Annotated in this window: 1 protein-coding gene; it reads right to left on the bottom strand. The window is 62.0% G+C overall.

The genetic code is table 11. The annotated features are described in order from the left end of the window. On the bottom strand, positions 1–2,117 hold a 2,117-nt coding region (locus C7T36_RS29790), incomplete at its 3' end, for a condensation domain-containing protein (protein WP_258190644.1). Positions 2,118–2,147: the final 30 nt, after the last annotated feature.

Below are 2,147 nucleotides of genomic sequence, written 5' to 3' on the forward strand. Positions count from 1 at the left end.
TCGATCACCGAATTCACAGTCACCCCCCGACCCCGAACAAACGACATCAACCCCGCAGTCTGCTCCTCGGTCAACTCCCCGAACACATCCCGCGACTCGCGATACCGACGACCAGGATCGGCAGGCGCAACCAACGTCGGCTCGTCGACACCGTCGAATGCCTTGGCCCAGACGTCAAGTGACTCTGTCTTGTTCTGCCCGGCGATCCAGGCTAGAAAGTCCCGATAGGGACGTACCCGGGGCAGCGCCGCGCCATCGGTTGCGTAAAGCACCAGCACTTCCTTCAGAAGCAGTGGCGTCGACCAACCGTCGAGCAGCAGATGATGATTGGTCATCACCAGGCGATAGCTTCCCGGGCCGGTGCTGACCAACTTCCACCGCAACAGCGGAGCTCGAGTCGGTTCGAAGCGGGTAGCGCGATCCTCCGCCATCAGGTGATCCCAGGCACGAGCGCGGGCGCCGGAGTCCAATCCGGAAAGGTCGATCTCCGACCACGGTGCTTCGACAAAATCGTGCACCACCTGCACCGGCTGAGATCCGACGTCGGTGCGAAAGGCGGTCCGCAGATTCGGATTGCGATCGAGCACCGATTGGCAGGCACGGCGCAATCGCTGCGAGTCAACCTCACCCCGCAATTCGACAACCAACTGCACAACATAGGCGTCCACCGATCCCTCGGACGCCAACGCATGGAATAGCAAACCTGCCTGCAGCGGGGACAACGGCCACACATCACTCAATGCGGGGTACCTGTCCTCGAGCAGATCGATCTCACCTTGACCGAGACTGACCAAGGCCAGATCCGACGGAGTCCGGCCACCAACACCCGGGTGACCCGAGTCGGCGGCCAGCGCTGCCAGCGTTTCGGACCACATCCTCGCGGCCACTTGAACATCGCCCTTGCCCAGTATCCCTGTGGGGAACGACCAGATTGCGCGCAGTCTCGGCCTGCCGTCTTCGCCGTCGACGGTGAGAGCATTGATGTCGAGCACAGCCGGCAACGGCGTATCCGGATTTTGTGCACCACCCAGGTCGCTGTCTCCGTTGATCGGAATCCACGCCGCCCCGGACCCGTTCGATAGAGCACCGGCGCCAACCCTGCCGAGATAGTTGAAGCCGATCTGCGGTGTTGGCAACTCCCCCAACACCAGTCCGGTGTCCTCGTTGAGATACCGCAAAAGCCCGTAGCCGATCCCGTGATCGGGTACCGCCCGAAGCTGTTCCTTGACAGATTTGACAACAGCACCCAAGGCCGGGCCACCCGAACACGCATCGTCGAGATCGATGTCCGAAAGATCCAACCGCAGTGGGAAACTCGTGGAGAACCAGCCGATGGTTCGACTCAGATCCGAGCCGGGGACCGCACCTTCCTCGCGCCCATGACCCTCGAGCCCGATCAACACATCCGCAAGGGAGGGGCTGTCTTCGCGCCGCCATGTCGTGACCGCGACGGCGAGTGCCGCCAGTAGAGCGTCGACCACACCACCGTGGAACGCTTCCGGAACTGTGGTGAGGAGTGCCTCCGTCACTTCCGGGGGTACGTCAATCTCGATGGTGTCCGCGGTGGTGCTCACGTCGATTGAGGAGTCGAGGGGCCGAGACCCGATCATGGGGTCCTCGCCCCCAGCCATCGATTGCCACAACGCGAGTTCGGCTACCCGCTCCGGTCGACGAGCCTCCTCGGCAAGCCCGTAGGCCCAACGACGCATAGACGTCCCGACCGGTTCCAGTTCCGGTGATCTACCGGAACTGATCTGCGACCACGCAATCGCCAGGTCAGGTATCAATACCCGCCACGACACCCCGTCGATGACCGTATGGTGAGCCACCACCAGCGCACAACCCTGATCACCGGAATCTGGGGGATCAAACCAGACCACCTGCACTACGGTGCCAGTGCTGGGATCAAGTCGGTCCGCCGCAGCGTCCAACTCGTATGCAGTCACCTCACGGAAATCGGCGCCGCCACGCCCGGTCGATACTTTCCGAATTATCTTCTCTGCTTGAATTGATCCGACGGGCAGGACTTTCCAGCCCCACGATCCATGTGTGTCGGGACGCAATTGAGCCCGCAGCATGTCGTGATGGTCGAGCACCGCTTGTATCGTGCTCGCCAAGCTCTGTTCGTCTATTGCCTCCGGCAGATT

This window comes from Rhodococcus sp. AD45-ID (assembly GCF_003023755.1).
Taxonomy (GTDB): Bacteria; Actinomycetota; Actinomycetes; order Mycobacteriales; family Mycobacteriaceae; genus Rhodococcus_F; species Rhodococcus_F globerula.